The organism is Streptomyces sp. NPDC049040, from assembly GCF_043197715.1.
In the GTDB taxonomy this organism is placed as follows: domain Bacteria; phylum Actinomycetota; class Actinomycetes; order Streptomycetales; family Streptomycetaceae; genus Actinacidiphila.
The window spans coordinates 1-24,093 of the sequence record NZ_JBICTO010000022.1 but is presented as its reverse complement, the minus strand read 5'-3'; the positions used below and the strand labels follow the sequence as shown (position 1 = coordinate 24,093).

The window sequence follows — 24,093 nt, the reverse complement described above, 5'->3', positions numbered from 1 at the left end:
TCCGAGGGCTTGGACCCGGAGATGGCTTCCCCCCCACCCACGGCTGGGAGATCGTACGAGCGGTATGGGACGTTCCGGCGCCCCTTCAGGTGTCGACGATCCCAACAGTGGGCGAACAGCGGCCCGACCGCCGCGGAAGCGGCACGCGAAACGGCCCCGCCCGCCGGAGGAACCGGCGGGCGGGGCCGTGCGCGATACCGCGGGTGACGGGTCAGTCGTTGTTCTGGCCCGGCGTGGTCTTCGCGATCTGCATCAGGAACTCGGCGTTGGACTTGGTCTGCTTCATCTTGTCCAGCAGCAGCTCGATCGCCTGCTGCTGGTCGAGCGCGTGCAGCACCCGGCGCAGCTTCCAGACGATGCCCAGCTCCTCGCCGCCGAGCAGGATCTCCTCCTTGCGGGTGCCGGACGCGTCCACGTCCACCGCGGGGAAGATCCGCTTGTCGGCGAGCTTGCGGTCGAGCTTGAGCTCCATGTTGCCGGTGCCCTTGAACTCCTCGAAGATCACCTCGTCCATCCGCGAGCCGGTCTCGACCAGCGCGGTGGCCAGGATGGTCAGCGAACCGCCGTCCTCGATGTTGCGCGCCGCGCCGAAGAACCGCTTCGGCGGGTAGAGCGCGGTGGAGTCCACACCACCGGACAGGATGCGGCCGGAGGCGGGCGCCGCCAGGTTGTACGCGCGGCCGAGCCGGGTGATCGAGTCCAGCAGCACGACCACGTCGTGGCCCAGCTCCACCAGGCGCTTGGCGCGCTCGATGGCCAGCTCGGCGACCGTGGTGTGGTCCTCGGCAGGGCGGTCGAAGGTCGAGGAGATGACCTCGCCCTTCACCGACCGCTGCATGTCGGTGACCTCTTCAGGACGCTCGTCCACCAGCACCACCATCAGGTGGCACTCGGGGTTGTTGGTGGTGATCGCGTTGGCCACGGCCTGCATGATCATGGTCTTGCCGGTCTTCGGCGGGGCCACGATCAGACCGCGCTGGCCCTTGCCGATCGGCGAGACCAGGTCGATGATCCGGGTGGTCAGCACGCCGGGGTCGGTCTCCAGCTGGAGCCGGTCCTGCGGGTAGAGCGGGGTGAGCTTGTTGAACTCCGGACGGCCGCGGCCGGAGTCGGCCGCCATGCCGTTCGCCGAGTCCAGCCTGACCAGCGCGTTGAACTTCTCGCGGCGCTCGCCGTCCTTGGGCTGCCGCACCGCGCCGGTGACGTGGTCGCCCTTGCGCAGCCCGTTCTTGCGGACCTGCGCCAGCGACACGTACACGTCGTTGGGGCCCGGCAGGTAGCCGGAGGTGCGGATGAAGGCGTAGTTGTCGAGGATGTCGAGGATGCCCGCCACCGGGATCAGCACATCGTCGTCGGCGACCTGCGGCTCGCCGCCGCCGCCGAACTCCTCGCGGCGGTTGCTGCCGCGGCCCCTGCGGTCGCGGTAGCGGCCCCTGCGCCGGCCGCGGCCGTCGCCGAACTCGTCGTCGTCCTGCGCGCCGCCGCCCTGACCGCCCTGGCCGCCCTGCTGCTGGCCGCCCTGACCGCCCTGGCCGCCGCCGCCCTGCTGCTGGCGGTCGCCGCGGTCCCGGCCCTGCCGGTTGCCGCCGTCGCCGCCGCCGTCCTCGCGGTTGCGCTGGCGGTCCCGCTGCCGCTCCCTGCGGTCGCCGCGCTGGCCACGCTGCCGGTCCTGGCGGTCGTCCCCGCCGCCCTGCTGCTTGCCGTCGCCCTTGGCCTCCGCGGTGTCCGCGGCGGCCTCGGCCGCCCGGTCGGCCCGCTCGGTCTTCGCGGCCTTGGCCTGCTCACCGGCCGGCTGGCCGGGAATCTCGATCTGCTTCTGCTCCTGCCGCTGCTCGGGCGCCGCGGTGGCCGTCGCGGCCGCGGCCGGGGCCGACTCCTCGGCGGACTGCTCGATGCGGGCCTTCGAGGTCGTACGCCGCTTGGGCTTGTCCGCGACGGCGCCCTCGGCGGCCGCGGGGGCGGCCTGCGCGGACGCGCCGCCGCCTGCCTGGCGCTCCTTGATGGTCTCGATCAGCTGGCTCTTGCGCATGCGCGCGGTGCCCTTGATACCGAGGCCTGAGGCGAGCTGCTGCAGTTCGGCCAGCACCATGCCGTCCAGGCCGGTCCCGGTCCGGCGGCGCCGCGACGCACTGGCCGTGGCAGCACCGGTAGCAGGCGCGGCGGCGTCGGACGAGGCGACAGTGTCATCTGCGCGCACGCCCATCAGATCGGTGGTGTCGCTCACGAAGGGTCCTTCCCTGGAGCGGGCGTCGGCCTGTCTGGCTCGGCGACCGGTCGTGCTGTCCGGGTCTGGGCGTTTCCGCTGCTCAGAACCGGGGCGGTGGTCCGCCTGATGGCGGCAGAAATACATACGTGACTTCGGCACGGAGGGAACTCGTACCGAAACTCCGGAGCGTGCTCAACATCGCTCGGGCGGAAATCCGACTGCTCGGACCTGCCTTATGCGATGTGGGAGGCTCCCGGAAGAAAAGCGGTCCCACGGAAGGGACACGGTGCATCGCGCCCATCGGGCATCGAATGCAGGCTTGAGGTTAACACTACCGGATCCAACAAACATTCCCCCTCTCACGACCGGCAATCGTGTCACTGCCCCCCGGCGAGCGGCAGTACACACGCCCCGGACGCGTCCAGTGCCAGACGGGTCGCCGCCCAGCCCTCGCCCGCGATCCGGGAGACCTTGTCGGCGGCACCCTCGTCGGTGAACGCCAGGACCGTGGGTCCCGCGCCCGACACGACGGCGGCGACGCCCTCGTTCCGCAACCGGTTGACCAGCGCCAGGGTTTCGGGCATCGCCGGCGCCCGGTAGTCCTGGTGCAAGCGGTCCTCCGTGGCCGGCAGCAGCAGCTCGGGACGCCTGGTCAGCGCCTCCACCAGCAGCGCGGCACGGCCCGCGTTCGCGGCCGCGTCCACGTGCGGGACCGTACGCGGCAGCAGCCCGCGCGCGGTCTCGGTGAGCACCGGCGTGGCGGGCACGAAGACCACAGGGACCAGCGATTCCGCCGGGTCGAGCCGGATCGCCCTGGCCGCGCCGCCCTCGCTCCAGGCCACGGTCAGGCCGCCGAGCAGGCACGCCGCGACATTGTCGGGGTGCCCCTCGATCTCGGTGGCGAGTTCGAGCAGCGCGGTGTCGTCCAGGACGGACGGGCCGCCTATGGTCACCGCGCGGGCGGCGATGATGCCCGCGCAGATCGCGGCCGACGACGAGCCGAGGCCGCGGCCGTGCGGGATGCGGTTCGCGCACACCACCTCGAGGCCGCGAGGCTGGCCGCCGAGCAGGTCGAAGGCGGTGCGCAGGGAGCGTACGACGAGGTGTTTCTCGTCCCGCGCCAGCGTGTCGGCGCCCTCGCCGGCGATGTCGACGTGCAGGCCGGCGTCCGCGACCCGCACCACGACGTCGTCGTAGAGGCCCAGGGCCAGCCCGAAGGCGTCGAACCCGGGCCCGAGGTTGGCGCTGGTCGCGGGGACGCGCACTCGTACTGCGGCAGCGCGGAACGCGGGACCGGCCATCGTTCGACGAATCTCCTTGTGCGGTTCGCCCTGCGGGCGCGGCACCATTGCCGGGCGGCGGGGCGGGGAGTGGCGATGCGGGGTGGCATCCGCCGGATTCGGGGCACACTGCGGTGCCGCTGGTTCCAGCTTATCGAAGGAAGGTTCTCCTGCGACATAGGGCGCACACACAGCGCTTGGTGCGTGTCGCCCCCGGCGCGTGCGCCCCTCGCCCGGCGCCGGGCCGCGAGGACCCGGCCGCCCCGCGCGGGCGGGCGTCACCACGCCCCGGGAGCGCGGGGAACCGGCGCCCGCCACGGGGGCGAACGCCTCGGCGGGCGGGCCCGCGAGAGAGCGCAGGGAACGTGCGGAAGACACCCGCCGGGAGCGCCGGGAACGTGCGGAAGACACCCGCCGGGAGCGCAGGGAACGTGCGGAAGACACCCGGCGGGAGCGCGGGCCGGCGCCTGCCACGATCGGCAGTGCCTGTCGCGGCCGGACCACCGACCGGTGGTCGGCAGCGGGCATTTCGGCCCGCTGCGACAGGTCCCGGCGCCGCCCCGCGCCCCCGTGGGGTCTACGCGAGCCCGAGGCTCTCGGCGGCCGCGTCGGCGTCGACGGGCACCGTCAGCGGCTGCGGGGCGCCCGCGACCGCCCAGTCCGGGTCCTTGAGGCCGTTGCCCGTGACCGTGCAGACGATGCGCTGGCCCGGGTCGATCCGGCCCTCTTCGAGCGCCTTGAGCAGGCCCGCGACGGACGCCGCGGAGGCGGGCTCGACGAAGACGCCCTCCTTGGCCGCCAGCAGGCGGTAGGCCGACAGGATCTGGCGGTCCGTCACCGCCTCGATGACGCCGCCGGACTCGTCCCGTGCCTCCTCCGCGAACTGCCAGGAGGCCGGATTGCCGATCCTGATCGCCGTGGCGATCGTCTGCGGGCTGCGCACCGGGGCGCCGTTGACGATCGGCGCGGAACCCGACGCCTGGAAGCCCCACATCCGCGGCTTGCGGGTGGCCATCCCGTCCGCCGCGTATTCGCGGTAGCCGCGCCAGTAGGCGGTGATGTTCCCCGCGTTGCCGACCGGCAGCAAATGCAGATCGGGCGCGTCGCCGAGCGCGTCGACGATTTCGAAAGCGGCCGTCTTCTGCCCCTCGATCCGCACCGGGTTCACCGAGTTGACCAGGGCCACCGGATACTTCTCGCTCAGCCCCCTGGCGAGGTCGAGGCAGTCGTCGAAATTGCCGTCGACCTGGAGGATGCGGCTGCCGTGGACCAGTGCCTGGCCCATCTTCCCGAGCGCGATCTTGCCCTGCGGCACGAGCACCGCGCAGACCATGCCGGCGCGTACCGCGTAGGCCGCCGCGGACGCCGAGGTGTTGCCGGTAGAGGCGCAGATGACGGCCTGCGCGCCGTCCTCCTTGGCCTTGGAGATGGCCATGGTCATACCGCGGTCCTTGAAGGACCCGGTCGGGTTCGCGCCCTCGACCTTGAGGTACACGTCGCACCCGGTCCGCTCCGACAGCAGCTGGGCCGGTACCAGCGGGGTGCCACCCTCCAGCAGCGTGACCACCGGGGTGTCCGGGCCGACCGGGAGCCGGTCGCGGTACTCCTCGATGATGCCGCGCCACTGGTGGGTGCCCGACATTCGGGGCTGGTCGATTGTTCCGTTCATCGCGGGTCTACTCCCCTTCCACACGCATGATGCTGGCGACGCCGCGTACGGTGTCGAGTTTCCGCAGGCTGGACACGGTCGCCGAGAGGGCGGCGTCCGGCGCGCGGTGGGTGACGACGACGAGTGAGGCCTCGCCGCCCTCCTTCTCGACGGCGGCGTCGTCGCCGATGCCTTGATTTCTGCCCTGCTGACGCACCGTGTCGATGGACACGTCGTGCTCGGCGAACACCGTGGCGACCTGCGCGAGGACGCCCGGTTTGTCCGCCACGTCGAGGCTGATGTGGTAGCGGGTGACCACATCCCCCATCGGGCTCACCGGCAGTTGCGTGTAAGCGGACTCGCCGGCACCGGTGGTCGCCGCCAGTTTGTTGCGGCAGGCGGCCACCAGGTCGCCGAGGACGGCGGAGGCGGTGGGTGCACCGCCGGCGCCGGGACCGTAGAACATCAGCTGCCCCGCCGCCTCCGCCTCGACGAAGACGGCGTTGTAGGCCCCGCGTACGGAGGCCAGCGGGTGGCTGAGCGGAATCATGGCCGGGTGCACTCGGGCGGTGACCGAGCGGCCGTCGCGGGCGCGCTCGCAGATGGCCAGCAGCTTGACCGTGCAGCCCATCTTCTTCGCCGAGGCGATGTCGGCCGCGGTGACCTCGGTCAGGCCCTCGCGGTGGACGTCGTCGATGGTGACCCGGGTGTGGAAGGCGATGCCCGCCAGGATCGCTGCCTTCGCGGCGGCGTCGAAGCCCTCGACGTCGGCGGTGGGATCGGCCTCGGCGTATCCCAGCGCGGTGGCCTCGTCCAGCGCCTCGCTGTAGCCGGCGCCGGTGGAGTCCATCTTGTCGAGGATGAAGTTGGTGGTGCCGTTGACGATGCCCAGCACCCGGTTGACCTTGTCGCCTGCCAGCGACTCGCGCAGCGGCCTGATCAGCGGGATCGCACCGGCGACCGCGGCCTCGTAGTAGAGGTCGACGCCGTGCTCGACGGCCTTGGCGTGCAGGCTCGCGCCGTCGGCGGCCAGCAGCGCCTTGTTCGCCGACACCACGGAGGCGCCGTGCTCGAAGGCGCTGGTGATCAGCGTGCGCACCGGCTCGATACCGCCGATGACCTCGACCACCACGTCGATGTCGCCGCGCTTGACCAGCGCGGTGGCGTCGGTGGTGAGCAGCTCGGCCGGGACCCCTGAACGCACCCGGTTGGGGCGGCGGACCGCGATGCCGGCCAGCTCGATCGGCGCGCCGATCCGGGCGGCGAGGTCCGCCGTCTGCGTCGTGATGATGCGCGTGACCTCGGAGCCCACCACACCGCAGCCAAGCAGCGCCACTTTCAGCGGACGCGTACGCATCATCCGACCTCGTCTCTCGTACAGCTCTCGTGTCGCGTGGGTACGGTTCCGGGTCCCCGGTCCCGTACGGCGTGGAGGGAACCAGTCTCACCCACCGGATGGGAGAAGCCACGCCGTGTCCGGATTTCGAGACCGTGCGGGCGGACCGTGAGATTTTCCGTCCACCCGGCGATCTTGCGGCTTTTCGTCGCGCCCGGCGGTTGCCCGCCGCAGATCCTCGTCCCCCCGCCCGGCCCGGCCCACGGCGCCGTCCCCATGTCGACGGCAGCCCTCAGCCGACGTCGAGCCGGAGCAGGTCCTCCTCCGTCTCGCGGCGGACGATCACCCGCGGCTTGCCCTCCGCGACCGAGACCACCGGGGGCCGCGGCACGTGGTTGTAGTTGCTGGCCATCGAGCGGCAGTACGCCCCGGTGGCCGGCACCGCGAGCAGGTCGCCGGGCGCCAGGTCGGACGGCAGGAAGGCGTCCTTGACCACGATGTCGCCGCTCTCGCAGTGCTTGCCGACCACCCGGCTGAGCATCGGCGCCGCGTCGCTGCGGCGGGAGACCAGCGCGACGGTGTACTCGGCGTCGTAGAGCGCGGTACGGATGTTGTCCGACATCCCGCCGTCGACGCTGACGTACGTGCGCAGGCCCTCCAGCGGCTTGACCGTACCCACCTCGTACAGCGTGAAGGCGGTCGGGCCCACGATGGCGCGGCCCGGCTCGACGGACAGCCGCGGCGGGTCGAGGCGCGCCGCCTCGCACTCGCGGGTGACGATCTCGTTCAGCGACTTGGCGATCTGGTACGGCTCCGCAGGGTCGTCGTCCGCCGTGTAGGCGATGCCGAGGCCGCCGCCCAGGTCGATCTCGGGAAGCTGCACCCCGTGCTCGTCGCGGATCTCGGCCAGCAGCGACACCACGCGGCGGGCGGCCACCTCGAAGCCCGCCATGTCGAAGATCTGCGAGCCGATGTGGCTGTGGATGCCGATCAGCTCCAGGCTCTCCAGCTTCAGCACCCGGCGTACCGCCTCGGCCGCCTGGCCGCCGGCCAGCGCCAGCCCGAACTTCTGGTCCTCGTGCGCGGTCGCGATGAACTCGTGGGTGTGCGCCTCGACGCCGACCGTCACCCGGATCTGCACCGGCTGCCGCCGCCCGTGCCGCTCCGCCGCGGCCGCGACCCTGACGATCTCCTGGAAGGAGTCCAGCACGATCCGGCCGACACCGGCACCGACCGCCCGGTCGATCTCGGCGGCGCTCTTGTTGTTGCCGTGCATCGCGATCCGCTCCGCGGGCATGCCGGCGTCGAGCGCGACGGCCAGTTCGGTGCCCGAGCACACGTCGAGGTTCAGCCCCTCCTCGTGCAGCCAGCGCACCACGGCGCGGGACAGGAACGCCTTGCCCGCGTAGAAGACGTCGGCGTCGGGCCCGAAGGCCGCCCGCCACGCCCGGCAGCGGGCCCGGAAGTCCGCCTCGTCGAGCACGTAGGCGGGGGTGCCGAACTCGGCGGCCAGGTCCCGTACGTCGATCCCGCCGACCTGGACGGCGCCGTCCGCGTTGCGGGTGACGGTGCGGGACCAGATGTGCGCGTCCAGCACGTTGAGGTCGGCGGGCGGGGCGGCGTAGTGCCCCTCGGGCAGGACGTCCGCGTGGCGGGGGCCTGCGGGATGTGCGGATCGGCTCACGGCTGGCTCTCTCGTTCTTGTTCTTGTCGCGTTAGAGGTGGTCGGGTGCGCTGATGCCGAGCAGGTGCAGGCCGTCGGCGAGCACGATCCCGGTCGCGTCGGCGAGGCGCACCCGGGCGGCGTGGACGGCCGAGGGTTTCTCGTCCCCCTTCGGCAGCGCGGGGCACTCGTCCTGGAACCGGAGGAAGGCGTCGCCCAGCCGCTCCAGATGCCGTGCGAGCCGATCGGGCGCGCGGCGGCGGGCGGCGGTCTCGACGACCCGGGGGAAATCGGCGATCAGCCCGAGCAGTTCCGTCTCGGCGGGGTGCCGGTACGGGTCACGGGCCGCGGCCTCCACGCGAACACCCAGGTCATGGGCGTTGCGCAACAGCGCGCGGGTACGGGCGTTGGCGTAGCGGACCCGGAAGAGCGGGTTCGCCTCCCGCTGGTCCAGCAGGGCGGGACCCGGGCGGGGCGTGTCCTCGGCGGGCGGCCGGAGCAGGGACCACCGGGTGGCGTCGGGGCCGAGGCCCCGGGCGCCGGGGTCCTGGGCGGGCTCCGCCGCACTGAGACCCTCCAGGCGGCCGCCGGCCGCGGTCTCGGCGCCCGCGGCCCTGAGCAGCCCGTTGACGACCTCGGCGACGAGCGCGGCGCGCGGGGCGTGCGGCGGCTCGGGCACCACCGTGACGGTCTCGCCCGCGAGCCCGTCACCGCGCCCGTAGTCCGCCCCCTGCTCACGCACCTGCCGGACGACGTCGGCGTACGCCCGCGCGCTGAGCGTGATGTTCAGGAAGCCGGTGCCGGCGATCTCGACCTGCGCGATGCCCGGCTCCTTCGCGAGCCGCACCGCGAGGATCTCGGCGACCTCCCGGGCGGTCCGCCCGGCCTGTCCCGCGAGCTGCATGGCCACGTTGGTCGCGTAGTCCCCGCACCCGGGCCGCGGCGGCCGCTGGACCACCACCTTCTCCGGCACCGCGACCCGCAGCTCGTCCGCCGCCACGGCACGGCGGACCGTGCTCAGCACGGTCCACGACAGTTCGGCGGGGGTCACGGGGAAAGCGTAGGCGAGAAGGGGGTCCCTCCGGCGACCGGGTTTTCCCCCGCCGGGGGGGGTTGCGGGCCGGGAACCTCGCTGCTGGGGCCCGGCGGGCTGCGGGCGGCGGCGCGGGCGGCTACGTGCCCCCGGGGGCGCGGGCGGGCTGCCCGCGGGCGGGGCGGGCCCGTGCGGTACGCGGGGCGGCGAGGTGGCTGGGGCCCCGCCCACGCTGCGGCTGGGTGCCGGGGTCGGTGGCCTGCCAGCCTGCCGGGCCCGAGGTCCGCTGAGCCGAGCGCAGGCGGCTACGTGCCCCCGGGGGCGGCGGCGGCCTGGCCCTGCTGTTCCGCGTCCGGCTTGGGCGACGTCTCCGGCGGTACGGAGCCGCGCCGTATCAGCCGCCGTACCGTCTCCACGAGCTCGGCCGGCTCGAAGGGCTTGCCCACGTACGCGTCGACCCCACGTGGGCCCCCGGTGCCCTCGGGCAGTGTCCCGGCGCTGACCATCACGATGCCGACATCCCGGGTCCGCGGATCCGCGTCCGCCCGCAGCCGCGCCGCCGTCCGGATCCCGTCCAGCCGCGGCATCACCACATCCAGCGTCACCACATCGGGCCGCACGCTGTGCACGATCTCCAGGCACTCGGCACCATCAGCCGCGGTCACGACCTCGAAGCCCTCCAGCTCCAGGTTGACCCTGATCAACTGCCGGATCACCTTGTTGTCATCCACAACAAGCACCCGGCCGGACGCACCCGCCACACCCCGAAGCGTAGGCGGGCAGCTACTGACGCGTCGGCGTTTTGCCCATTTCTTCCCCGCCAAGGGTGACCACCGCCCCCGCCGCCCCACCAAAACCCTGTCCAGCCCACCCTCCCCGGACTGGTAGTGTTCTTCCCGTCGCCCCCGTAGCTCAGGGGATAGAGCAACGGCCTCCGGAGCCGTGTGCGCAGGTTCGAATCCTGCCGGGGGCACTTAGGCGACACCAGCGCTAGGCATTCAAGGACCCCGTAACCAGGAGAAATGCTGAGCGCGGGGTTTTCTGCTCTCACAGGTCTTGTGCAACCGGACGCGAGCGTACGCGGCTCCATGACAGTGATCACGTTGTAATAGCGTGTTGATCTTGAGTGCCATCGACGCACGTCGGGGGACGTTTCCACCCCTCGCCTCCGCACCGGAACGCTGCTGACTTTCGGTCTGCTCCTCACGCAAGTCAACTTGCGTGAGGAAGAGGCAGGCGGCGCCGGAGGGCTCCCCCCGACACCGCCTGTCGCGCCAGTCGACTGGCGCAGACCCATCATTCGTCCTTCTCGCCAAGCCCTTGAAGAATGCGGTCGTTCATCTCGGACTCCTGGCCGTCAATGCACTTGGCATAGATCCTGAGCAGCACGTCTACCGAATGTCCCGCGCGGGCCGCCACCTCCGGAGCCGGGACGCCGGAGTTGAGCCACTGAGAGACGCCAGCGTGGCGGAGGTCATACGGTCGGGCCGCCATGACCGAGGCGACCTGGCCGGGCAGGAGAGCCACCGTCCGGGCCTGCTTCCAGACCCGCGAGTACGACGAGGCCGCCACGACGTTGCCGTACTCGCTTTGGAAGAGCCGACCGTCATCCGCAGTGCCGAACTCCTCGATGTGGTCCAGGAGCAGACCGACGAGCGGGGGCGGGATCGGCACAGTCCGCACCTCACTCCTGTCCCGCTGCTTGAGGCCGCGCCGGTCATGCGCCTCGCCGGAGTCGGTCCACGCCCTGCCTGCGGAGGGCCGAGTCTCGGAGAGTTCGAGACGGCCCCATCCGGTCTCCGGCAGGGTGCAGTCGGAACGGCGGAGGCCCAGCGCCTCCCCCGGCCGCATGGCCGCGTAGTACAGGCACGCGAAGAAGGCCCGCAGACGTCGACCAGAGGCGCGGTCGTAGGCCCCGACGTACGTCACCGCGGTCAGCAGTTCCCGCGCTTGGCGGGGGTTGACGACGACTCGGCGGTCGACCTCCTGTACCGCCCGCTTGCCCCGCTTCCGCTGGACCCGGGTGAGCGGGTTTGCCGGCAGCACCCCAAGTTCCACGGCGTACTCCAGCACGTTGAACACCACCGCTCGGCGTCGCCGGTAGGTCTGCGTGGCCGCGGGCTTGCCGTCGAGCTTCCGCCCGAGGGCATCGATCAGCTCATGCACCCGAGTCATCTCCTGGAGTTCCGCCACAGGCAACGATGCCTTCTCCAGCCACTTCACCGCAGTAGCGATCTCCGCGGGCCGCTCCCTCTCCCGACGCGGCGGGGCGAGCACGTACGACCGGAGCGCCCTCCGCAGCACCTCTGGTGACGGCCGCCCACGGCCTGGCTTGGTGAGCACCGGGACGACCCCGGCAAGGGCGTCGGTCATGCTGTCGCGATGCTTCGCGGATGCCTCCGCCCAACGGTGGTCGAGGTACTTCACCGCCAGGTTGAGGAAGGACAGCGCTGCCTTACCCCCGCGGAGGGAGTCCGGGAGCCCGGAGACGGTGTCGAACGGCTCGCCCTTCTCCACCGCTCGCAGGAGCTTCGCCCGGAACCTGTCCGCCAGCGCGGTGGACTTGTGCGACTCGCTGAACGTCTGCCCGTCCACCACCCACCGCACCACGTACGTGAGCTTCTTCGTCGTCTTGTTGACGCTCAGCTTCCAGACGGAGACCTTGTACGACTTCACGTCGCCCCCTCCGCCCGGTCGTCCAGCCAGGCATTGAGCACGGCCCGCTCACCCGCAGCTCCCCGTTCGGCAGCCGGATGCACGCCGGAGCGAGTCCCAACTCGCGCCAGCGGTAGAAGGTACGGCGGGAGATGCCGCCCAGTTCCTCCAGGACCTCCCGCACGGTGAGCAGTCCGGTCATCCGCTCACGCGCCATGACGGTCACCGCCCTCCCGCACCGAGGCAGCGAGGAGAGCCGCCTCCGGCGAGTAGCCGCGCCCGGCGTAGCGCCAGTGCCCGGCCGTGACCGTCGCCCGCCCGTCGAGGCCCAGCGCCGCCCGCTGCTCTTCCGCGCGATGCTCGGTACGTGCGTCCCGTAACGCCGTGAGGGTGGTTGAGTACCGGCGCGACTTGGTCGAGAAGTGGCCCCCGTAGCCGAGCATGTGAGCCCAGCGACGCAGCCCGAGCGGTTCGAAGTCGGGCAGCCCCCCGAGCCACCAGCACGTACCGATCATCCGCAGCACATGCCGCCGAACCGGCAGGACCACCAGCTCCCGGGCATGGCGGATACGGCCGTCCACGGCCCCGGCGGCCTCCGCACCCTTGGTGGCGTACTTGGCGATGTAGCCCGCCACCGCAGCCGAGGTGAGATCACCGACGCCGAACTCAGCGATGTGCCGCACGTCCACCTGAGTCCCGAAGTGCAGCGTTCGCCGGCCGACGACCCCCGTCCCCGGAGCGTCCAGCCGGACCAGGCCGACCGACTCCCGCACAGCGTCGGCGAGGAGTTCAGTCGTCGCCCACCCGGGCGGAGCCCACGCCGGACCCTCCGGCCCGTCCAAGCGGACCACCGCGTGGAAGTGCACGAGCCCACGCCGTTGGTACTCGGCCACCTTCGCGTACGACAGCCGGGCCGACTCGGCGAACTCCGCACGGGACACCCCGACCCGCCGGGCCAGCTCCCGCCGCAGTTCCAACGCGAACCGGTGCCATAGACGACCGGCCGACGCCTGCCACAGCACGGCACCCGCGTAGTCGTAGCAGCGCGGGCACAGCGGCTCGCCGAGCCGGGAGTCGTCCACGTGATGACGTTCGCCGCAGCCCACCGGCACCCCGTGCGGGCAGCACTCCCCCGCCCTACGCGGACGGCAGACGCGTACCCGCCCGTCCCGCTCTCGTCGGGTGTGGACCGCCCCGAAACCAGGAGCCGTGAGCGTGGCGAAGACCCGTGGGTGTCCGCCGACGCTGGCCGGAGTCTCCTTGCCACCGACCAGCCCAGCCCGGATGAGCTGGTACGTGTCGGCCCGGTAGACCCGAGCACAGGCCGGGCAGACGCTCGCCCGACGATTGCCGCAAGCGACGAGCAACCGACCGCCGTACGCCTGCGAGCCGTATGACCACAGCACCTCTCCGCTCGCCGCGTCGACGAAGGAGGAAGCCCCCACGAGGTGAACCGGGTTGGTGCAGCCGTTCAGACGGACGATGTTGCGCCGCCACGCGGAGAAGTCGGATTCCATCGCCCTCGCGAGAAGCGCGGCCACGTCCTTCGGAGTCGAGGTCATGGCCGCCCGCCGCCGAACGCCTGCCGCATCACGGCCGTAATGGCCTCCGGCCGGCTCTTGGCGCTGAACCTCAGCGTCGGGTCAGTCAGCCAGAGCGCGGCGGCGTGTCCCGGGCACAGCCAGCGCTCGAAGCCGTCCAGGCCGACGAGGACGACCTGTTCACGACCGACGCAGGTGGGACGCTCCGGCTCGCGTGACTCACATTCGGGAAGGCGCGATTTGCGCGGTCGGTTGGCGGTGGACACAGTGTGGGTGCTCCTTTCACTGCTCATGTGGCGGATGGGGCGGGCTCCCGGCGGGGTCGGGTTTGGCGACTTCGCGCCCCGCTGGGAGCCCTTCGCGCGGAGATGCGCGGGGCTGGATCTGGACATGGCTGTCCCCTTCGTCGTGCGGGGAGGGTTGGTCAGAAGCTCAGTTGGCCGAGGAAGGTGCTCAGGCCGACGAGCGCAGTGCGGATGACTGGAGCTGCGCCGGTCGCGGCGAGCAGGAACCCGAAGGCTCCGCTGAGCAGGACGTCCGGCCACCGCAGGTAGCGAATGCGGAGCAGGAACCAGATCAGGAGGCCGAGGAGGACCACGGCCGACATGGACACAACCACAGTTCGTCCCCCCTCAGCCGTCGTCGTCGCGGTCGAGGCGTTCGACCACGACCGTCGTTGCCGCCGAGGACTTCGCGGTGCGCAAGGTGCCCACGGCATGGCGCAGTTCGGGAAGATCGGGGGTCAGGTGGGCGTACTGGGCTGCGGTCGTCTCAGCGTCCATTTCCGAGACCAGGTGCGAGCGCGCACGTTCCCAGCCGTCGCCGGAGGCGAGTACCGCGGTGCCGGCCTGGTCGGGACGGATCGCCTGTGCGGCCTTGAGGGCACCAGGGTTGAGATCCCCGAGAGCCATCTCCGCCGTGCCTGGGTCGGCGACCCGATGGCAGACGCGCCCGCCGAGTTGCGCCCGCAGCGCCGTGACCCCCGGACCGAGGTCGGAGCCCACCCGCTGTCCGGCAACGACCAGGAACACCCCGAGGGCGGCCCCGAGTTGGGCCAGCCGAATGAGCGCGGTACCTGCGGCGTGCGCTTCGTCCTTCTCGCCGCGGTTGGCGATGAGGAACAGCTCCGCCAACTCGTCCACGATCACGACGACGGGGACCGGCCGTAGGTCGTCAGGCAGACCCCAGACGTTCCGCACCCGGGCGGCACGGCAGATCTCCATGCGGTCAGTGGTGAGGTCAACGAGCGAGGCCAGCAGCCGGACCGCTTGCGTGCGGTTGGTGGCGAGCGCCGACAACCGGGGCTCGTAGAGCGACAGTTCCATGCCGCCTTTGCAGTCGATCCCGACCATGGCGACCGGCTGCGGTGCGAGGCCCGCGACGAGCGTGTTGATCAGCGTGGACTTGCCTGATCGCGTGTCGCCGACGATGAGCCAGTGCGGAATCTGCCGGAGATCCATCACCCACTCGGCGCCGGTCTCCAGCACGCCCACGGCCACGTTCAGCAGAACGCCGCTCCCCCGCTGCGGAGGTATTCGCGGCGCCGCCAACGGGTCCGCAGCCGAGGCTGCCACTCGTACGAATCCCGGCTTCCACGACGTCACACGCACCGCGTGCACTTGCCAGGTCTCGGCTATCGCAGGCGCGGCTTTCGCGAAGTCCTGCGGTACCTGGCCGGGCAGCAGCCGTACGACGAACCAGAAGCCGCCGGCCGTCGGGCGAACCGGACCCCGGCGAGGAACACGCGGTTGCGGTGGAGGCGCACCGTTGCCGACGAGCCCGGACACGACCGTCAGTGCGGCCTTGCGGCTTACGGCGAGCCCGCAGCCGGCCATCAGTGGCCGCCATGTGCGGCTTACGCGTACGGCCGCCACCGGGAACCCGAGGAGCAGCCACCACGCGGCCGGGAACCGGCGACGCAGCACCGGGCCGGAGATGATCAGTCCCGCGACCGTTGCGAGTACGACCATCAGGAGGAGCGTCGGCCAGGTGTGCGCTGGCGAGGACTCGGCTAAGCGATTCACTGGCTGGCCCCCTTGCTCGCGGGAGCGGACGCGGGCGGGGCGGAGAGCGGCCGGATCTCGGATGCCCGGAAGGCGATGCCGTGCCGTCCCTCGTTCTCCCACGGGACGGCCACGAGGTCGCGGACCTGCACGGGCATCCCGAGCTGGATGCCGCTCGGCTCACCGGCCACGCTCACGTTCACCACGTCGGCCGATCCCATGGACATGAGGCACAGGCCGACCTGAAACACGGTCCGTCCGGTGTCGCGGTCGACGCGGAGCTGTCCGGTCTCGCGGTTGGCGACGCGCGGGGACGGAGGGACCGCGCAGATGATCGCCGTGTACTTGGCGGTGTCGATCGGAAGGGTTGCCACTGTTCTGAACTCCTCTGGGGTGACGGGCGGGAGGCGATCTCCCACACTGATTTACAACCCGTAGTACGGGCGCGGATCCAGAGTGCGACCCGTAGTACGGGTTGTCAAGTGACTTGGAACGCGAGACGCTGTTCGTTCTGCGGGACGTACGTGCGTCCCGCAGGACGAACGACAGGCCAGCCGAGTCAGCAGCGGAGAGCAGATGCCAGCCGAGAACACGCAGCCCAAGTACCGGCAGATTGCCGACTACCTGCGACGCGGCATCCTGGACGGCACGTTCCCGGCCGGCCAGCCGCTCCCGTCAGAGGAAGCGCTGGCGAAGCAGTTCGGCGTGACGCGCCCCACGGTTCGTCAGGGGCTCACGGAGCTACGGGCCTCCGGCCTGGTCGAGGCCATCATGGGCCGCGGCACCTTCGTCCGATCGCCCCACAGCCGCCCCAGCGTGACCCGCCCCCGCGGTGTCCGTCGCAGCCCAGATGGAACGTTCGCCGAGGCAGACGGCATCAAGTGGACGGAGCCAGAGGAACCGATCGCCGTCCGTACCGACGCCCCGCTCGCACTAGCCGATCTCCTCCGCATCCCACCGGGCGAACCGCTCTACACGTACGACGCCTTGCAGACAGCCGAGCCTGGCCTCCGCCAACTCCACCGCACTTACGTGCCGTTCTCCATCCTGATCGGCACAAAGTACGAGGAAGAAGCGCCCCCGCCGGCTCCCCAGCTCTACACCGCGCTCGCCGACCTGGGCCACGAACTCCACTTCACGGAGTACCTACGCCCACGGATGCCCCTCCCCGACCAGGCGCAGGCTCTCCGCCTGCCTGACGGCGTCCCGGTCCTGATCATCCTTCGCGTGACCCTGAACGATCACGACAAGCCCCTCGCCCTGGAGGAGTTCCAACTCCCCGGCGACGACCTCGAACTCGCCTACCCCCTCTGACACGCGGGGCTCCTGGCTCAAACTTTCTCTACGTCTTCAAGGCACCCGGCGTCGCTGTCGCTCCGCCGGGCGCGCGTCCGGCGCTTGGCCGCGCCGTCGCTTATGTCTCCGCCCCGCTCGGCACGGCCAGCGCCGCGCGCGCCCGCGGGTGGGTTGGCCGGCAACATGAGGTGATACCGCACAGCCGAGGTCACGACGATGCCTCCGGCGGGGGCGCTCAGGCTCCAGGATGGACCAGGCCCGGCCAGCGACCGCGCGAGCATCGTGGGCGGATGGGGGAGCTCCCATCCCACCTGCCATCAGCCCGGGCAAGCCGAGCAGTCGCGGCCCAGGGCGTCAAGGTCGTTCGTACAGTAGCGCGCTCCACCTTGACGCCCTGAACCACGCCCGCTCCACGGGAGTGCGGGCCGACGGCAGACGGGATGGGAGCTGGGGTAGTGGGATTTGGGCTCAGGATCGGCATCTCACGTGCCTCTAGTGCCACCGGACCAATTCGAGAGCCCGACCGAGTACACGGGGGCACGCAGACCACCTCCCCCAGCTCAGAGCGGTTCACTTGCAGGCTGACTTTCAGCGCCAGAGGAAGCCTGACGATGGGTTCCTCGCTTCGCCACATACGACCGGCGACTGATGAGCCTCGGGTGTCGACCTCATCGCGAACTTTGTATGGTAGATCTCGTGACGCCTTGAGGGACGTAGGGATTTTCGAGGATGCCGCTGGAAACTAAGGTTCGAGTGGAGAGGTCAGATGTCTGCGGGTGTTGACCCGGTCGTCAGTGCGCGTATGGCCCGAATCCGAGGGCGCGACACCGTACCGGAGATGAAAGTGCGTCGGGAGTTGCATCGGCGCGGCCTCCGCTACCGCGTGAATTTCAAACCCGTGTCCACATTGAAGCGGACGGTCGACATTGCCTTCACAAGACAACGGGTCGCTGTCTTGATCGACGGATGCTTCTGGCATGGCTGTCCGGAGCACTTTCGGCCGGCCAAGGGAGATCGGAGGGAGTTTTGGGCGACCAAGGTCGCTGAGAATCAAAGGCGTGACCAGGACTCCACCAGGGCGTTCACGTTGGCGGGATGGACCGTTCTTCGTTTTTGGGAACACGCTGACCCGCTCGAGGTAGCCGACAAGATCGAAGACGAGGTGATCAGGCGGTTTGTGAGTCGGCGGTCACCTTCCGAGAGACCGCGTAGGTGACTTGCTCGCATCGTGCCCTCAAGATGGTGGCGAGGGCAAGCACGAGGTGCCAATCGTCGTCGGGTAGTGGTGCGGTGTTGGGCTTGGTGACGGCGATAGTGATCAATTGCGACTCCGACACCGCCCGGCGTAGGCAAGCGTGCCAGACCATCCCCTGCAGGCCGCTCGGTGGGCCCCAAGTGATGAAGGCCGACTCACCATCAGGTCCATCGGCGAGGCCACGCATCGGTTTGACGTCCAGTGTCTGCGGACGAAGGGTCCATTCCGAGCCCATGGCCAGCCGAACGACTGACTGCGGACCGGGGTACTCGCGTATCGTCATCTGAGCCATCGGCCCGACTCCTTCGAGCGCCCGACGGTACTGCTTCGCTGGTCCGTCCTTGATCCACGGGCGTATTTTCTCCATGGGCATGAACATAGCGAGTCGCCCGCCGATCTTGGGATCCTTGACGAACCGGTCGTACATCTCAGTCGCCGCCGGCGAAGAGACCTCCTCCCACCGCATGGCGTCGAAGTGGCGAGTTAGATCCGCAAAGATCTCCAAACGGATCGGTTCCGGAAGGGTCCCCATCAGACCCCCTCAATGGGCGGGAACTCTAAACGGACGCTGTCGTCGGCTCCCCCGAGGTCACCCACGTCGGCCATCCACTGGTCCAGGAGTCCCTTTACCCTCAAGTCCTCGAACTCGAACTGGTTCCGTCCGACCGATACCTGCTCGATCTCGCCATCGGATACCTGTTCTCGCATGTTGTATACCTCGGCCAGCCTTCGGATATCGCTGACGAAGTCCAGTACCTCCACGTGGGTCTTCCCCCTGCGAAGGCGGAGCCCGCGGCCGAGCTGCTGCACGAAGATGCGTCGACTATGGGTCACCCTGGCGAAGCAGAGAATGTTGACGTCGGGTACGTCGACGCCCTCGTTGAGGATGTCCACGGCGACGAGGATGGGCACCTCTCCGGTACGGAACTTGAGCAGCCGTGCCCGCCGCTCCCGTGTCTTGAGCTTGGCATGCAGCGTCTCGGACCGCTCCCAGCCAGGACGTCGGGCGAGCAGGTCGCGCATCCGCTCAGCGTGCTCGATCGTCTGACAGAAGACGATGGCCCGCGGGTTCGTGGTCTGATCCCAGACCTGCTCGAGGTGTCCCCGAACCGACTCGTCGCGCTCGGGGATGAAGAGACGCTTATTCAGGTCCTTGATGGAGTAGCCGTGCTCCGAGGCATGACGGACGAAGTCCCAGTCAATGTTGTCAGCGAACACGCAGTACTTCACGTCCGCGAGGTAGCCCAGTCTCATGCCCTCCGAGATGGACACCCGCTCGACTGGTTCGCCGAAGGTCCGCTCAATGTCGTACCGATCGCCTCGCCAGGGCGTGGCCGTCACACCCATCCGTTTGGCCTTGGGCAGCAGACCCATCATGGTGGCGTAGTTCCCGGTCTCCCCCACATGGTGCGCCTCGTCTACGATCACCAACTCGGGGGCGTAGCCCGCTTGGATGTAGTCACGTGCTGTGTTCGATACGCCGAAGGTGACGCCTGGCAGGGAATCGGGTTTCGAATCGCCGTGCAGCAGACGGGTCGGTACCTCCTTAGGAACGTCCCGCCACATCGCCCGTTCGAGTTGCTCCACGAGATCGATCATGTGCGCGGTAACCAGCACCTTGGTTCCCGGATTGGCGAGGAGGAATCGTCGCAGCAACCTGCCGGCGACCACTGTCTTACCAAGGCCCGTAGCGAGGTAGATGAGTGCCTCGCCAGCGTCCTCTAGGGCGGCCCAGGCCGCTTCCACGGCACGGTCCTGATAAGGGTGGAGTACGAACGGTGCGATTCGCTCCGGAGCGCGATCGTAGATCGTCGCCAGCCGTTGTCCGTCCCAGAGGGTCACGTTAACTCCGACGTCCCTAAGCGCGTCCGCCCGATCCTTGGCCTTCTGGGTGAACAGTCGATTGGTGACCACAACTGCACGGTGGATCGCGTAATGCCGCATAGCCGCGTGGGTTTCGTCAACGGCCTCGCGATCCACACTACCCGATTTCTTCCATTTAGACTGGAAGATCCAATCCTCGCCGTTTAGTCGGCCAAGGAGGTCAGCACCTTTATCCCCGGGACCATCGATGTTGACCACGTCTGTAAACGAGATCAGGCCGAGCAACCGCTCCAGCTGGCGCGTGAAGCCCTTTGGGCCTTCCTCGACAAGGAACGCCGGCTCTAGAAATGATCTGTTCATGCCTGAACGATCTCCGCGTCCAGTAGGTCCGCAGTAAGGAGCAGGCGGGAAAGTTCCAGGGTGTTCTGCAGGGGTGGGCCCACCACCATCCGCTTAAGGTCGGTGAGAAAGGCGCTAACACGGGCGACTTGGTCCGCCTGCGTCTCCTCGCCGAGCACAGCGTAAGTAGTGCGGAACAAGCCCCCGTCCAACACCAGCTCGGGACCGCTCGTAACGAGATCGAGGACACCCTCGACGCCCACGTAGCGCGCGAACTCGCCGTTTTCCACCGCTGCCTTCCAATCGACGTCCGGCGCAACCGCGATGGCGTACGACTCGGCGGACCGCTTCGACTGGCCGGACAGTGCGGACCAGAACGTCGCCCCGTCCTTCGAGGTGAGGTCGGCGAGCCGATCACGTAAGCCCTCGAGCAGCATCTCCGCACGACTACGCACCGCGCTTGAATTCACCCGCCGGTCCGGGAACTGCTCCAGGATCGAGGTGACCAACTCGTAGATGGAGCCCGGTATGGAGTACACGTCTTTCAACCGCGGTGCCGCGCAGACGAGCGCGACGTTCAGCGGAGACCATCCGTACCGCGCAATGAGCGCGGTACCGGAGTCCACGTAAATCTCGATTTCTCCACCCACGATCCGAACCACGCCCGGCTGCCGGTCGCCGTCCTTGACCAGTTCGACTCCGGAGGTGACGTAGACGCGAAGGATCGCCTGAGCGGTACCGAGGCGAACTTCCCGGTCAGTGTCAGGAAGCAGCATCGCGTGCTCTCTGTACCTCGCGAAGCGTTGCTCTTCTGTCTCCGGCCGTATCTCTGCGTCTGGTTCCGGCTGCTTCTGATCTTTGGACGGTGATTGACCGTCGGCCGCCCCCGTCCCCAGATGTCCGAGCCCCTCCCCCTTGAGCCAGTCATCCTCGTCAGATGGCGGCGCCGGCTCCGGCGGTGGTCCAAGCTTGACTCGATCATGATCAGCTGCGGCCTCGTACCATTTCTCGTCAGTCTGATACTCCGGATCCCCGCTGCGGAACTTCTGTGCCCACCCTTTCGCATCAGTGTGGATGGCAGTGTTGCCGTTGCCGGGCATTAGGTACCGGAGACCCGGTTTGTTCTCCCGGAAGGCGTTGAAGAACCGACTCATCGGAGATTCGTTCTCGCGATTGTACAGGCGCTTGGCGAGATTTGGGCGCAAAGGCAGTTCTCCTCGCACTTTCTCGACCATATATCGCCACTCCGACGACGAGGTGTCGAAATTTGTCTTGCGAACGTTGACCGGCGCGTGGTCGAGATGGATCTCACCAACGATGCGACCCATGCCGAGTTCGATCGGATACTCCAGCTCAGTGTCCCCCTCTGGCCCCTCCCAGTCGAACAGGGACTTGTCCCTTGTCGTAATCGCGCGCCCGCTCCGAAGGAACGTCAGACCGAAGTCGGACTTGTCAGCGAACCTCTGCACGCCCAACCACCCCACGATCTCGCGCTCTCGCTCCTGGATGTCGGTACTCTCGCAATCAACGCACTGGTCGTACTTTGAGGTGTACCAGCGCCCGCAGTTCATACAGGCGAAAGCATTGGTGAGCGGCACGTGGATTCGTTCCGCAGCAGGCGCCTCCGCGCCCTTGTACATGCCCGACCGAGTCGGGTCCCAGATGCACGGCACGAGGGGGATTACCTGGCGAGAGTTGACGTACAGACGCTGATTCAAACCGCCCATCAGCTGCGCGCCTGAATGAGGGCCATCGGGATTACGCAGCATGTAAGTGTAGATCCGCCCTAGGTTCCTGCTCACCTCTCGGATCGAACTTGGCGACTTCAACTTGACGACCACGTCTTCGCGGAGGTTCGTCACCGAGACGAGAGTTCCATGCTCGTCGGCATCCTTCCGCTCGTAGCGAAGGGGCACGTCATACGACGACAGCCGCTGCATCTCTCTAAGGTCGATGGTGGCGGTGATCCATTGGTCGTCGCCACGCCGTCCCGTACGGACCTCCGTTACCGTGCCAAGGCGGGCCGTGGCGATATTGAAGCCCATGCCGAACAGGCCGAGGCTGCCGAATCGCTGCTTACCCGAAGTGCCGGCGCTCAGGGCGCTTCGCAACTCCGCCTGAGACATCCCCCGGCCGTTGTCGCTTACGGCGACCTTGGCAACCCTATTCGCCTTGCTCGCCGTGGGCAGAGTGATGTCTATTCGAGGCTCCAACGCTTCATCGACACCAGCGGCCTCGACGAGCTCGTCAAGACAGTTGTCGATCAACTCGCATAGGCACTGATGAAGTTGTAGGTCGACCTCCGCGATCATCTCCAGAATGCGTGGAGATGGCGTCAGGTTGAGGGTGCCGGGGTGCGTCTCCGTCTCCGTCATGCTTCGGCTCCCTCCGCGCGCAGCGCGGCTTGGACACTGTCGGCCACAACCCGTGCCAACTCGACTGGGACTGCGTTGCCGAGCTGTCGCATCGCCTTGCCCCAGGGGCCATGCAGCTCGTAATCGTCTGGGAAGGTCTGCAAGCGGGCGCTTTCCCTGACCGTGAAGTAGCGGATAGAGCCGTCCGTCGCACGCAGCATGTTCTCGCCACCGGGAACCCCGTGACGCCCCGCTTTCAACGTCTTCGCTGGCCAATCCATAGGGCTACCGGTGTGGCCAGGGTAGGAACGAGCTCCGGGTTGAAGGACGTGGTTGAGGACACCCTTAATACCTGTCAGCGTTGGCTCGGGAAGGCCAGCCAGCGCGTCGCGTATGGTGCGCCAGCGCGCTTGGACCTCGTCTGGCCGCAGTTCTGCAGGTATGGGGACGTTAGGCCGCTCCGGGCGTTGCGCCTTGGGCACTTCATGTTCTTGCCAGTATTCGCCAGTTGTCCACTGAGCATGTAGAAGAGCGCGCCTTGAGTGTGTGACACGCGGAAATTCCCAAGGTACGTCCAGATCGTTACGAAAACCGACGAGGAAGACGCGCTGGCGCTGCTGCGGTACGCCGTAGTCCGCCGCGTTAGCGAAGGCGGGAGTGACCCGATAGGCCAACTCTTGGTTGCTGACGTCCTTGCCTGCTACCCGGAGCCGCAGCAGGTGATCCCCCCATAATTCGTCGGGCCTAGCAGCGAGAAGCGGCAGCGAGAGCCTCGCCTGGATGTACTGAAAATAGTCGGCGAACCTCGGGCGCGCCAAACCCCTCACGTTCTCAACGATGAACGCGCGGGGCCTCAGATGGGCGATCGCCTCCGCCGTGGCCGGGAACATGTCACGTTCGTCGTCGTCCGCCTTGCCGCGGCCGCCAATGGAGAACGGCTGGCACGGGGGGCCAGCGGCGACGAGATCGACCTCGTCGGTGATGCGGGACCAGTTGAAGTCCCGCACATCGCCCTCCTCGACATGCCAGTTCGCGACGAGCTCGTTCCCCCGGGCCTGGTTTTGTCGCACCGTGTCACAGGCCCACTTGTCCAACTCCAGGGTCGCCAGAGGGTCGAACCCAGCCTCCTGACAACCCAGTGCGAGCCCGCCAGCGCCAGCGAACAACTCCACGCTCGCGAGCCGAGCGTGCGAGGTCCTCATCAACAGGAGGGAGGGGGGGCGAGCAGTAACGCGCGCAGGAACAACCGCAGTGTCAGACATGCACTTCTTTCCAACCTTAGTCATAGTCTGAACATCATGATGCCGCATGATCCGACGACCTCGCCAGGACTCACGGTTTCTCAACGCCCTCTGGGCTGTGACTACTTGGCACCCCGGTTGGGCGGTGTTGCGGAGGTATCCGGCGATGGGATGCGCGGGGCCGCCTCCGCGCCGCCCTTGGACTCTCAACGACATTGCTGGCACCTGCGATGCCTGGTATGAGCAAGTCAACGACTGGGCGTGCGAATTGCCAACGGCATAGTTCAACGTGTCGCCCGCCCAGCGCCAGGGCGTCCAGCGGCCGGTCACGTCCGCTGGAGTGGTGTATCGACGGCCACTCGGTGATCTTGTTGCGAGGCTATGCGGTGAGTTCGGTGGGCAGGGCGGTTTCGTCGGTG

General features: G+C 68.8%; 19 protein-coding genes, 1 tRNA gene and 1 pseudogene. 3 read left to right on the top strand and 18 right to left on the bottom strand.

Features of this window, described 5'->3' with window-relative positions:
• Positions 1-211 precede the first annotated feature (211 nt).
• From rho to ACGFMP_RS32695, 7 genes are all read right to left on the bottom strand, one after another.
• Positions 212-2,224, bottom strand: coding sequence for a transcription termination factor Rho (gene rho / locus ACGFMP_RS32725; RefSeq protein ID WP_393677100.1), 2,013 nt, complete (start codon positions 2,222-2,224; stop codon positions 212-214).
• Between the two features lie 359 nt (positions 2,225-2,583).
• Entirely contained in the window at positions 2,584-3,507 is a 924-nt protein-coding gene (gene thrB, locus ACGFMP_RS32720; protein WP_393677099.1) for a homoserine kinase, read from the bottom strand.
• 556 nt (positions 3,508-4,063) lie between these two features.
• Positions 4,064-5,155, bottom strand: coding sequence for a threonine synthase (gene thrC, locus ACGFMP_RS32715; protein ID WP_393677097.1), 1,092 nt, complete (start codon positions 5,153-5,155; stop codon positions 4,064-4,066).
• A gap of 7 nt (positions 5,156-5,162) precedes the next feature.
• Positions 5,163-6,494, bottom strand: a complete 1,332-nt coding sequence (locus ACGFMP_RS32710; RefSeq protein WP_393677095.1) for a homoserine dehydrogenase — start codon at positions 6,492-6,494, stop codon at positions 5,163-5,165.
• Between the two features lie 268 nt (positions 6,495-6,762).
• Positions 6,763-8,154 carry a diaminopimelate decarboxylase gene (lysA, locus tag ACGFMP_RS32705; RefSeq protein WP_393677094.1) on the bottom strand — a complete coding sequence of 464 codons (1,392 nt, stop codon included), beginning with the start codon at positions 8,152-8,154 and terminating at the stop codon, positions 6,763-6,765.
• A 31-nt stretch (positions 8,155-8,185) separates the two neighbouring features.
• A complete protein-coding gene (nrtL, locus tag ACGFMP_RS32700) occupies positions 8,186-9,184 on the bottom strand; it encodes an ArgS-related anticodon-binding protein NrtL (RefSeq protein ID WP_393677092.1) in 999 nt (332 codons plus the stop codon).
• A gap of 287 nt (positions 9,185-9,471) precedes the next feature.
• Positions 9,472-9,897, bottom strand: coding sequence for a response regulator transcription factor (locus ACGFMP_RS32695; RefSeq protein ID WP_393677090.1), 426 nt, complete (start codon positions 9,895-9,897; stop codon positions 9,472-9,474).
• Positions 9,898-10,067: 170 nt separating this feature from the next.
• Between ACGFMP_RS32695 and ACGFMP_RS32690 the strand changes: the two genes are divergently transcribed.
• Positions 10,068-10,139: transfer RNA gene (locus tag ACGFMP_RS32690), tRNA-Arg, on the top strand.
• Positions 10,140-10,462: 323 nt separating this feature from the next.
• On the opposite strand, the gene ACGFMP_RS32685 is transcribed toward ACGFMP_RS32690, so the two are convergent.
• From ACGFMP_RS32685 to ACGFMP_RS32655, 7 genes and pseudogenes are all read right to left on the bottom strand, one after another.
• Complete coding sequence (locus ACGFMP_RS32685; RefSeq protein ID WP_393677088.1) at positions 10,463-11,842, bottom strand: tyrosine-type recombinase/integrase; 1,380 nt, start codon at positions 11,840-11,842, stop codon at positions 10,463-10,465.
• Positions 11,839-12,038: pseudogene (locus ACGFMP_RS32680) on the bottom strand (helix-turn-helix transcriptional regulator). Before ACGFMP_RS32680 ends, ACGFMP_RS32685 begins: the two are co-directional and overlap by 4 nt.
• Positions 12,028-13,383 carry a replication initiator gene (locus ACGFMP_RS32675; protein ID WP_393677086.1) on the bottom strand — a complete coding sequence of 452 codons (1,356 nt, stop codon included), beginning with the start codon at positions 13,381-13,383 and terminating at the stop codon, positions 12,028-12,030. The pseudogene ACGFMP_RS32680 and the gene ACGFMP_RS32675 overlap by 11 nt, the downstream one beginning before the upstream one ends.
• On the bottom strand, positions 13,380-13,628 hold the full coding sequence (locus tag ACGFMP_RS32670) for a hypothetical protein (protein ID WP_393677084.1): 249 nt from the start codon (positions 13,626-13,628) through the stop codon (positions 13,380-13,382). The genes ACGFMP_RS32675 and ACGFMP_RS32670 overlap by 4 nt, the downstream gene beginning before the upstream one ends.
• 158 nt (positions 13,629-13,786) lie before the next feature.
• On the bottom strand, positions 13,787-13,981 hold the full coding sequence (locus ACGFMP_RS32665; RefSeq protein ID WP_393677083.1) for a hypothetical protein: 195 nt from the start codon (positions 13,979-13,981) through the stop codon (positions 13,787-13,789).
• A 13-nt stretch (positions 13,982-13,994) separates the two neighbouring features.
• Positions 13,995-15,332: an FtsK/SpoIIIE domain-containing protein gene (locus tag ACGFMP_RS32660; protein WP_393677081.1), complete on the bottom strand. Its 1,338-nt coding sequence runs from the start codon at positions 15,330-15,332 to the stop codon at positions 13,995-13,997.
• 50 nt (positions 15,333-15,382) lie between these two features.
• The gene (locus ACGFMP_RS32655) at positions 15,383-15,739 is read right to left on the bottom strand and encodes a hypothetical protein (protein ID WP_393677079.1); all 357 of its coding nucleotides are present in this window, start codon (positions 15,737-15,739) and stop codon (positions 15,383-15,385) included.
• 202 nt (positions 15,740-15,941) lie between these two features.
• Here ACGFMP_RS32655 and ACGFMP_RS32650 point away from each other — a divergent pair, with 202 nt between their 5' ends.
• A complete protein-coding gene (locus tag ACGFMP_RS32650) occupies positions 15,942-16,679 on the top strand; it encodes a GntR family transcriptional regulator (RefSeq protein ID WP_393677077.1) in 738 nt (245 codons plus the stop codon).
• A gap of 748 nt (positions 16,680-17,427) precedes the next feature.
• Positions 17,428-17,877 carry a very short patch repair endonuclease gene (locus ACGFMP_RS32645; protein WP_393677075.1) on the top strand — a complete coding sequence of 150 codons (450 nt, stop codon included), beginning with the start codon at positions 17,428-17,430 and terminating at the stop codon, positions 17,875-17,877.
• Here the strand turns inward: ACGFMP_RS32645 and ACGFMP_RS32640 are convergent.
• Genes ACGFMP_RS32640 through ACGFMP_RS32625 form a run of 4 tightly spaced genes read right to left on the bottom strand, consistent with a single transcriptional unit; the run spans position 17,828 to position 23,605 of the window.
• Positions 17,828-18,448 (bottom strand): hypothetical protein, encoded by a 621-nt coding sequence (locus tag ACGFMP_RS32640; RefSeq protein WP_393677073.1) that lies wholly within the window; start codon positions 18,446-18,448, stop codon positions 17,828-17,830. The two genes, ACGFMP_RS32645 and ACGFMP_RS32640, sit on opposite strands and share 50 nt — an antisense overlap.
• Positions 18,448-20,100, bottom strand: coding sequence for a helicase-related protein (locus ACGFMP_RS32635; RefSeq protein ID WP_393677071.1), 1,653 nt, complete (start codon positions 20,098-20,100; stop codon positions 18,448-18,450). The genes ACGFMP_RS32640 and ACGFMP_RS32635 overlap by 1 nt, the downstream gene beginning before the upstream one ends.
• Positions 20,097-22,454 (bottom strand): ATP-binding protein, encoded by a 2,358-nt coding sequence (locus ACGFMP_RS32630; protein WP_393677069.1) that lies wholly within the window; start codon positions 22,452-22,454, stop codon positions 20,097-20,099. Before ACGFMP_RS32630 ends, ACGFMP_RS32635 begins: the two co-directional genes overlap by 4 nt.
• Positions 22,451-23,605, bottom strand: a complete 1,155-nt coding sequence (locus tag ACGFMP_RS32625; protein ID WP_393677068.1) for a DNA cytosine methyltransferase — start codon at positions 23,603-23,605, stop codon at positions 22,451-22,453. The genes ACGFMP_RS32630 and ACGFMP_RS32625 overlap by 4 nt, the downstream gene beginning before the upstream one ends.
• Positions 23,606-24,093: the final 488 nt, after the last annotated feature.

What these genes read in the sequence shown, in the direction of transcription:
- ACGFMP_RS32660 (WP_393677081.1), bottom strand. Translation starts at nt 15,332, where the DNA reads ATGGTCGTACTCGCAACGGTCGCGGGACTGATCATCTCCGGCCCGGTG.
- ACGFMP_RS32650 (WP_393677077.1), top strand. Translation starts at nt 15,942, where the DNA reads ATGCCAGCCGAGAACACGCAGCCCAAGTACCGGCAGATTGCCGACTAC.
- ACGFMP_RS32635 (WP_393677071.1), bottom strand. Translation starts at nt 20,100, where the DNA reads ATGAACAGATCATTTCTAGAGCCGGCGTTCCTTGTCGAGGAAGGCCCA.
- ACGFMP_RS32675 (WP_393677086.1), bottom strand. Translation starts at nt 13,383, where the DNA reads ATGACCTCGACTCCGAAGGACGTGGCCGCGCTTCTCGCGAGGGCGATG.
- ACGFMP_RS32630 (WP_393677069.1), bottom strand. Translation starts at nt 22,454, where the DNA reads ATGACGGAGACGGAGACGCACCCCGGCACCCTCAACCTGACGCCATCT.
- ACGFMP_RS32710 (WP_393677095.1), bottom strand. Translation starts at nt 6,494, where the DNA reads ATGATGCGTACGCGTCCGCTGAAAGTGGCGCTGCTTGGCTGCGGTGTG.
- ACGFMP_RS32645 (WP_393677075.1), top strand. Translation starts at nt 17,428, where the DNA reads ATGTCTGCGGGTGTTGACCCGGTCGTCAGTGCGCGTATGGCCCGAATC.
- thrB (WP_393677099.1), bottom strand. Translation starts at nt 3,507, where the DNA reads ATGGCCGGTCCCGCGTTCCGCGCTGCCGCAGTACGAGTGCGCGTCCCC.
- thrC (WP_393677097.1), bottom strand. Translation starts at nt 5,155, where the DNA reads ATGAACGGAACAATCGACCAGCCCCGAATGTCGGGCACCCACCAGTGG.
- ACGFMP_RS32640 (WP_393677073.1), bottom strand. Translation starts at nt 18,448, where the DNA reads ATGGGGACCCTTCCGGAACCGATCCGTTTGGAGATCTTTGCGGATCTA.